6 protein-coding genes are annotated in these 9,142 nt (G+C 49.0%); 4 read left to right on the plus strand and 2 right to left on the minus strand.

Annotated elements, in window-relative coordinates:
* Positions 1-591 precede the first annotated feature (591 nt).
* A complete protein-coding gene (locus VE954_RS09665) occupies positions 592-3,291 on the minus strand; it encodes an ATP-binding protein (protein WP_324952101.1) in 2,700 nt (899 codons plus the stop codon).
* Positions 3,292-3,717: 426 nt separating this feature from the next.
* On the opposite strand from VE954_RS09665, the gene VE954_RS09670 reads away from it, so the two are divergent.
* The 4 genes from VE954_RS09670 to VE954_RS09685 all read left to right on the plus strand — a co-directional run bounded on the left by VE954_RS09670 (position 3,718) and on the right by VE954_RS09685 (position 8,204).
* Complete coding sequence (locus tag VE954_RS09670; RefSeq protein WP_324952103.1) at positions 3,718-6,369, plus strand: ATP-binding protein; 2,652 nt, start codon at positions 3,718-3,720, stop codon at positions 6,367-6,369.
* Between the two features lie 61 nt (positions 6,370-6,430).
* Entirely contained in the window at positions 6,431-6,691 is a 261-nt protein-coding gene (locus tag VE954_RS09675; protein WP_324952105.1) for a hypothetical protein, read from the plus strand.
* 98 nt (positions 6,692-6,789) lie between these two features.
* Positions 6,790-7,374: a hypothetical protein gene (locus VE954_RS09680; RefSeq protein ID WP_324952107.1), complete on the plus strand. Its 585-nt coding sequence runs from the start codon at positions 6,790-6,792 to the stop codon at positions 7,372-7,374.
* A gap of 296 nt (positions 7,375-7,670) precedes the next feature.
* Positions 7,671-8,204, plus strand: a complete 534-nt coding sequence (locus VE954_RS09685; RefSeq protein ID WP_324952109.1) for a hypothetical protein — start codon at positions 7,671-7,673, stop codon at positions 8,202-8,204.
* 273 nt (positions 8,205-8,477) lie between these two features.
* Here VE954_RS09685 and VE954_RS09690 read toward each other — a convergent pair whose 3' ends face one another.
* Positions 8,478-8,891 (minus strand): hypothetical protein, encoded by a 414-nt coding sequence (locus tag VE954_RS09690; RefSeq protein WP_324952111.1) that lies wholly within the window; start codon positions 8,889-8,891, stop codon positions 8,478-8,480.
* Positions 8,892-9,142 lie beyond the last annotated feature (251 nt).

Consider the following 9,142-nt stretch of genomic DNA (forward strand, 5'->3'; position numbering starts at 1 on the left):
ATTTTATAAAACACGACGGGTAAGCAAACTTAAGGCTTATATAGAAAAGTGCGGGACTCAACAATCGCGCACCGGTGCGCGCATGCTAGCTCGAACGCAGCATGGTTGCTCGAACGTCCGCCAAACAATGAATCTGCTGGTTTTTACAGGACTTATACTCGACATGATGAGCTCATATGAGATTCGTTGTGGTTATAAAACTTCGACCTTAGCACTCACTGCCTCATCCGATTGCAGGCCTGAATAGCTCTGGACCAAAGACCCTAGCCCTACGCTGCCACAACGCTTGATGCTTCTATACGGCTCTACTCTTCCAAATAGACAGCCGGCAAAGAAATTATGAACTGAAAAGACAGGTATCGGCGTTTAATCCGATCCCTCGCCCTGATATTTCGCTAATGCTTGCTTTTGTGCTAATCCCACTATGGAAAATGCAATGCGGTATTTTTTTCAGTCGGAATCCTGTGGGTCGCACAGCGCGTGCTCCAGACCTTTCTGTCGCAAAGCCTTCAGACCCTGACCATCGTCCCAAAAACAGATAACAAGAGGGAAACTTCCAGTAGGGTCCGCCCATTCATCTCGCAGCATAACTCAAGCAAGGGCACCCTGAGGCTGCGGGATCCGTAATTGGACCAAAGTACCGTGCCCCTCGCTAACGGGCATGATTTCGATGTGACCGCCGCGATCACGGACGAGAGCCCTTAGAGCCGATAAACCTACGCCTCGCCCACTCGTGTCAGTCACTCGCTCAGCAGTAGACACGCCATCTTCAAATAGAATATCAGTGACTGACTGGCCGACTGGAGCCGTTATCTTCAACTTGCCAGCCAGCTCACGGAGATGTTCAAGGTTCAATCCGGCACCATTATCCTGGAAGCAAACTTCAATTTGTCCCGCGCGATAATGTGCGGCAATCTTGATCGCTACAGAGCCCACGTTCTGACCGCGTTGCTGCGGGAATATGAATCCATGGTCTATGCTGTTGTTCAGGCAATGAACCAATGTTTTTCGGATAAGGTCCACATCGCCCATACACCAATCCTGGACTTCATCCCGAATATCCAAGCTTTCGAGCGGTATACCATGACTCTTTAAACGCAGGATGATCTCAGGGAGGACACCTTGCACTATTTCATGAAGGCTATGACCTTGGACTTCGGCGAGGGGCCCTCCATCCTTGGAAAAACGCTGATGCACATCATGGTAAGCCTGCAAAGCTTCCCGGAATGTGCTGTATATCGCGGGATCATCGGCCGTGCTTCTAAGAATCCGATCCTCAAGCTCGTGGCAGACGCTGGAAAGAAGACGCATTCCGAAGGCGCGAGCAACACCTTTCAGAGAGTGAAGCGATCGCAAAATCTCCTTAGGATCATGACCACAGATTTCAAATGCTTGCTCCAGACGGTCGGCCTCGGCAACAACCTCGGAAAAGTGCCGGGGCCCGGCTCGGAAAAGCTCCGCCATGACCACAGGCATACGCTCTATCAATTTCTGCTCGGTATCGATGCGTTGCTCGAGCTGCTTGCGTTCTGTCACATCCCGGATACCCAGCAGGATCTTATGAATTCTCGACTTATTTTCAATCGGAACCCAATGGAGAGCGAGATACTGCTGCCTGGTTCCATTGGTGTAAGGCAGCTCAATCGGTAAGATGTGTGAATTAAAATCCCAGGCCAGCGTATCTTCGCCCAACGAGGCCTTCAGTGACTCACGAATCATACTTTGATCTTCCCTCGACAGCTGAAAGCGCGACATGACAGTCATCATGAAGTCCTGGCGAGAAAAACGCTGCACCATAGGAAAGAGCCGCTTCAGATAAGCTGAATAACCTGACTCAATGGTCAGATCCTTATCGATTGTGAGGATGGCTTCATCGATATTATCAAGTATGGTTTGCATCTTGAGGCGATTTTCGCGGATAAGCTTCTTTTCGCGTACAGAGCGGGCCATCAGGAACATGACCGCAATGCTAAGCACCAAAAGAAACGTCAGGACAAGCCGCATTCGTTCCGTTTCTTTTATTTTCTGCCTGCTGATTGCATTCTCTTCACGCATCAGGCCAAGACCCATCCGAACGGATGCTTTGTTATATTCTCGACTTTCTTTCTCTTTGCTCAGTTGTGTAAATTTCGTCATATAGTTCCGGAGATGCAGATACGCCTTTTCCTTATCACCCAGCCCGTCATAGGCAAGGTAAAGCACCCTTTCTATCTCAGAAAGGTCTGTATTGCCACCTTCCGTGTGGTGACCAAGCGCAATGTGCGCATGCTCTCTCGCAACATCAAAACGCCCGGCCCCCACCTCAGCCGCCGCCATAACAGTGTATGCATAGGTAACAGCTTCTGCATTTTTAATGCCGTACCGATCCAGAAACTCCAAAGTCCGAGCGCCTATTTTCATGGCTTCATCATATTCATTCAACCAGGTTTTCACTGACACCAAGGCGCTCATCATGAACACAATGTCATGCTTGAGGTCGAGATACTGGGCCAGGCGTAGCGCTTCCTGATAATACTGTTGAGATTCACGCAGCATCTCGGGCTTTTTACTCTTCGCTACAGCCATGCCAAGATTTGAAAGATGAATCATCTCAAAATAGGTAAGCTTAAGGTCCTTCGCCAGGTCAATGACTTCCAATGCGGCATTGCGAGCCAACTCCCACTGATCCTGATAATAGAACGAGAAAAATCGGCGGCTTTTGAAGCGAACGACATAAATGGGATCAAGACCGGTGGTGGAGTCCAGCATTTCCTGGACATGGATCATTGTTTCGCTAGCCTTTATGATTTCATTATCCATAAAGAGAGTGGCAGCGTACTCAGACAAAATATAAATTTCGAGATCCTTGCGGCCCATGGTTTTGAGGTCGGGGAGGAGTTCAGCGTACTCCTGAAACGCAGTCTTTCGGTCAACCTTGGTAAAGGATATTTTCCAGTAAATTTGAACTTGCTTAAGCAACACCCATTCTTCCAGCAAATTCAACCGACGCGCTTCGGTGACGCTTTGAGTAAGGACAGCTTCCTGGTCCGAAATTCCTACTGCAGAATTATCGCACTCATAGGTCATGAGGAACCACAGGTACCACATCCAAACTTGAGGCTGCTGGCTCAACGACAATTGGTCAAAGCGCTTTCTTACTTCGGGTAGAAAGCCCTCAGGGTCAGTCATGTAAGCCCTCTGAACGTCAACGAAGGAATTTATCTGCAGATCCTGGACGCGCGCTTCCAAGGCTGGCGTCAGCCCAAGCATCAGCATCAGCAGCCACAACATAATCATTAGGGATTTGACCAAGATCATCCCTCGTTCCTCGGAGCATGCATAAACATCGGTATCTCGTGAGATACCTTCAGCGTCTTACCTTCTTTGACTAAGAGCCACCTGCATTAAATGGCTGGTTATGCAACGGAATCCGAGGAAAATTAATGAATCACAAGAACTCATCCCAGACGGCACCAGTCCACACGTGCCTCCGCAGAAAACGGTTCTGACCGCAGTGAAATTTGATTCAATTGTGTAAAAGGCCTACACAGCCACGCGGGTGTTTCACTTACCGTCTAAGATTTCCGGCTCAGAATGAGCATGAAGATGTATCGGGAAGGAAATGCATCGTCTAGACACTTTTTGTGCATATCACTATAATTATGTTATCATTTCATGTTGACTTATAAAAACATAAAATCTTCCTGCGCTGAATGAAGCCTTTCGAGGGAAAGTACAATGCAGCTCTATATTGTTCTCTTATGGCTTTTCGTAGGCGCCGCGGGATTTGCGTCGGAGAGCGATGAAGCGGCAATAGCCAAATTTCATGAATTTGACCTGGCGTTTCGAATTGGCGAAGCAAATGCAGAAGAAAAAGCTCAGAATTTCTTAGAAACCCTGACACGTCAGACCCACCCCCGCGCGTGGATCTACTTTAACGCTTTGATGGAAACCTATGGCAGTGGCAGCTCGAAATTCGACGTCAATATCTGGCTTGCCGAGGCCAGGAAGTTGTCTGACCCGGAGCTGACGATCTATCTTTTGATTGTGAGACTCGTAGTCGATGAATCCAAGGGAGCCCAACGCGAGATCATCGTCGAGCACCTTAAAGAGGGGATCGCGGCATGTCAACCATGGGGCAACAACTTCTGGTGTGGCCGTCTTTACGCTGAGATTGCCAACTATATGTTCGGCATCAACGATCTTGGCCAGGGACTCGACTACGCGAAGAAAGCCCTGGCACGATTGGAAACAATGCAGGGAATCCAGCGCTACTATATCTATGACACACAAGCCATACTTGCCAATCTACTGGATCGTTCAGGACAATCCAGGCAAGCCCTGAATCTCATGGAACAGAATTTTGAATGGTTTTTTGATCAAGACTATCTTGGCGATGCAGCAGTCATGGCCAATAATATCGCCTTAAAGCTCATGAGAGACAACGATCTGGACCGAAAAAAAATTGAATACTATCTGCAAAGAGCTCATGAAATTATCAAAAAATTTCCTAATGAAGAACTTTCAACCCACGTGGACTACACCCAGGGCACCTTCTTTTTGAGGCAAGGTCAGTTTGCCGAGGCTCGGACTCTCCTGAGCCGGTCTTACGAGAAATACCGCACCTTAGGCATGAAAGTCCTCGCCTATGATGCGTTGATAGGCAAGGCCAAAGCAGAATTCGAACTCAATCTGGAGTCTGAACTCGACCAGAGTCTGAAACATGCCGAACCCATGCTGGAAGGCTCCTACTCGCGCGAAAGCCTCCTCCTCCTCGAACTCAAGTATCAAGTCGCCAGGAAAAAGCAGGATTACCTGCAAGCCCTGAAATTTCACGAGGATCTGCTATCTTTATGGAAGAAGGTGCAGAAGGATAATGACCTTAAGCAAAAGAACCGTCTTAGCATCGAGCTAGGCTTGCAGGTCGAGGAGCAGAAAAATGAGCTTCTCCTGAAGAAGAATGAATTGAGCGCTCTGCAGCTCAAATCAGCAGAGCGGTTTAAGTCCTTTGCGGTGGTCATCAGTCTGTTCTTTATAGCCACTGCTATCCTTTTACTGGTCAGTTTCAAGCAAAAGAAAAGAATCGAATCCAGCAAGAAAAAAATCAAACGCATCCTGAATAGTATCGATCAGGGCCTTCTCACAGTTGGCAGCTTGCTGCAGATCGGCACGGATTATTCCCAAAAAACCCTAGCGATCCTGGATACGCAGGAAGACATTGCCGGACGAAACTTTGAAGACGTGGCATTCGCCCACAGTAGCCTGTCATCGGAAACCAGAAGCATGATGCGAGAGATCATGCAGATCAGCCTAGGCGAGGAAAGACTTGCATGGGATCTCAATGCCCATCATCTCATTTCCGAATTAGAAGTTGGCTTACTCACCAAGCGGCTGGTCAACATCCGATGGATTCCGATCGTGGACCAAAAAAATTACGTCAACAGCATTCTCGTCGCCCTGACGGATGTCAGCCAGGAACGCAAGTTGACCAAAGAACTGCAGGAAAAGAACCAGCAGTTGCTTGGCCTGCCCGACAAATTGCGCGAAGTCCTTCAGTCACCTCAACAGTCCCTGAATGATTACTTGAACCAAACCAAAGATTGCCTACGCCAGTTGGAGGCTCATAGGGATGTCATCAGCATAAGGCAGGTTCATACTCAGAAAGGCCTAGCTCGCACCCTCGGGTTACGCAGCATCAGTTCAGCTCTGCATGATTTGGAATCGTCGATTCGAGATGAGTCATTCACCGCGGCACTTGCCAATTGCCAACGGGAAGTCGCTGAATCTGAGGCTTTTGTGTCCATACTAGGTCAGTTTTCGACGACTCAAGGCCACCAAGGTCTGATATGGCTACCAACAATTCTAAGCCCACATCTGAAAACCTGGATCAGCTATGCCAGCGAGCATGAGATCCCCTTGCATTCCGTGACCGTCAAGGATGAAATCATACATTGGTCCAAAGCCGATTTGGATCTAGTTGAAGAAGTCTGTGTGCATGCGATCAATAATTCGTTGGATCATGGATTTATTCTGCCCAAGCGTTCCGGGATCACGGTCGATAATCCCGAAATAACCATCCGCGCCTATCGCAGCAACCAATGGATGATGCTTGAAATCAATGACAACGGTGCTGGTCTTAACATGAAAAAATTGACGGAAATCGCCAATCAGAGAGGTATTGCCGTGAGCGATGCCAGCTCAATAACCGACCTTGTCTTTATGGATGAAGTTTCGACCGCTCAATGCGTTTCCGAATCCAGCGGCAGAGGAATTGGACTGGCTGCTGTAAAAAGTCGCATCGAGGCCAGGAAGGGTTCTATCCATATTCGCAATCGAACCGATGGTCACGGCGCCATGCTGGAAGCACAATGGCCTGCCCAGGCTTCTTAGTCACATAGAGTTTACCCTCGAGTTTGATCATGTCCACTCGAAGGTTACGTGCACCATCCACATGAGCACCGCGACGCCCTTATTCGAGATTGCCGATAATGCGATGCATATTGTCCTCAAATGCCGTGATCTCAGCTTTTGTAAAGCCTTTGTAGAACGTCTTGACCATCTTGTTGCCAAGGTTCATCATTCTACCGGCAAAATATTTGAACAAAAGTTAAGGAGCTCGCAACTCGCTGAACTGGACGCCTCATCCGCAAACGTTATTTTTGCACTTTGGCAAAACAATGGCGCCTCCATAAAAGAGATCGCCGCGCCATAGGTTTTGGCCAAACGAATACCGGCACCTCAAACAAAAATCCAAATAAGAAAGAAGGAGACCCATCGGGTTCGATAAGCAGGTTGGAGCGATATAGCGCCTTGCAATTAGGTCTGGGCCTTACCAACATTGCGCCTCCTGCTTTGGGCATTAATCTTGGCGCAATGCTTTCAAAAAAAGCAAGCATCACCCTGGAGTTCGGCGGCAGTGGCAGGATTGATATTCCAACCGGCCCAGGGGCGTGGATTTCCAGCCGGTATGGTGCGATCGATTTCCGCTACTTTCCCTATGGGGGCTCTTTTTTAATTGGTCTTGGTTTAGACGTTCGCCAAATCAAGGTAGGCGTCGATTCCATTTACATAGCCCCGCCTCAACCCGGCGTTGCTGCGTCCGCCTCGCCGGACGTCAGTGCCATCTCGTGGGTTGCTGATCTTAATCAACAGTACGCGAACTATCGATTCGGCTGGCTTTGGCGGGCAACCCCGACTTCGGGTGTGGCGCTTGAGTTTGGGACGACATCCAGTTTCCAAACCTCGGTGACAATGGACGCCGATACTTCCGATATATCCATCAGCCCCGATGAGAAAAAACAGATTAGAAAATTGAGATCAGATGAAATAAACGGTTTTCTTTTCAACAAGACTCTACCGCTTATGGCATTAAATCTGGTTTGGCTATTCCCTTGAATCAGCTCTACCGCATGCGTGCGAACCTGTCGAATAGCGACATCATGAATTCATGATGTCCGCTCCATTACCAAAGTGATTCTCAAGCATATCGATGACTTAACAGGCTCATTCCAGCGTGCGGCGCGTTGATTCCACTCTGGTGAAGAATTTTAAGAATCTCATCGCCAGCCCTAAAGTTCACGTTCGGATTGTCCGATAATGAACTTATCATGGCGGCTTGCTGAACTCTCGACCAAGAGACAAATGCACAATGCATCGGCAAGCAGCCGCAACAAAGCGTAGGGGACCATGTCATGAAACTCATCAAATGCTCATTGCCTTTGTTCCTGCTTCTTCAGGCTTGCGGTCAGGCACCCATTCAAGGTGGAGCTCCACAAGGGAACTTTCAGCAGCAGGCTCAACAACCGGCACTGGATGGAATGGAAACTGAGATCTGCCAGGCTCCGACTGGGCCAATACCATCACAAAATCCACCACAGGGCGGTGCACCTCAAGGCGGACCGCAGGGTGGTGCACCTCAAGGCGGACCACAGGGTGGTGCACCTCAAGGCGGACCGCAGGGTGGTGCACCTCAAGGCGGACCGCAGGGTGGTGCGCCTCAAGGCGGACCGCAGGGTGGTGCGCCTCAAGGCGGACCGCAGGGTGGACCACAGGGTGGTGCGCCTCAAGGTGGACCGCAGGGTGGTGCGCCTCAAGGTGGACCACAGGGTGGTGCGCCTCAAGGTGGATCACAGGGCATGCCAGCAGAAGCTTCCCATCCATCAGCGAATCCCTGCACTGCAGGTGGTCCTCAAGGACAAGCCATGCCCGGTGCTGCCAAAGGCTAATAGAGAAAGGAAGCATTCAATTTTTAGACTCATAACAGGAAAGTGCGATCCAACGAAGGAAAATCATCTGCAAGGTACTCTGGCGAGAGATTGGAACTAGGGTTGTTTCGAACAATGATAGTCGCACCTCTCGACGCAGAGAGCTATATGAAACGCGAACTTCATATAGTCGTCCTGTCCCAATTACTTATAAAAGATAGGGGCCGACCCTATCTTTTTTCCATTATGAAAACGGCGACAGAACGTGCGTGAGCACGAATCGTAAGATGGCCATCACTTCAAGCTTAATACGTTATAACCTGGCGTGACCAACAGCAACTCTTTCCCTTGGCGAATAGCAATAGCTTCTCCACCTCTTACTTCGTCAAGAAAATCCTCACAATTCTTGGAATTCACCATGGCTCGCGTCGAAAGGGTGCCACTGAGAGGCTTGTCGACACTGATGTCCAGCTTCTGCTGCGATGAGTCAATAAAAAAACCCGTTACCTTGACTTGAGCTCTGACGCCAGGGAAACCTCCTGGAGGCGCTGAAGTCTCTTGGGTTTCACAACTTATGTTCTCTACCGGCACGCTCACCCTTTCACTTTTAAATAGACCGGGGAAATCGCGGAAATCTGCGGCCAGACCGCTAGGGGCAAAAGTCGTTGCAGCTGCGCCAAAAGTTAAAATCAATCCAGCAAGATTCATAACCATTCTCCAAAACGTTTTGACTAACAAAGAAAAGTGCTGCAGTTGGAAGTCCAAACCGTCATCGCAATTTTTCGACTTAGGTTGCACCTTCACACCTTAAAGTGCAAAGTCTTGTATCAAATCTATTCTTGGCTTTGAACCTTTTTTACTATCTGGATGAATGCGTTCTGATAGGAAGGTCAACGACTCTCAAAGATCTGTTCGCAGAATGAGGAATGCTAAACGCGTAACCCAGCGCCAAGCATAAA

Origin of the sequence: Oligoflexus sp. (assembly GCF_035638955.1) — a bacterium.
Lineage (GTDB): Bacteria > Bdellovibrionota_B > Oligoflexia > Oligoflexales > Oligoflexaceae > Oligoflexus.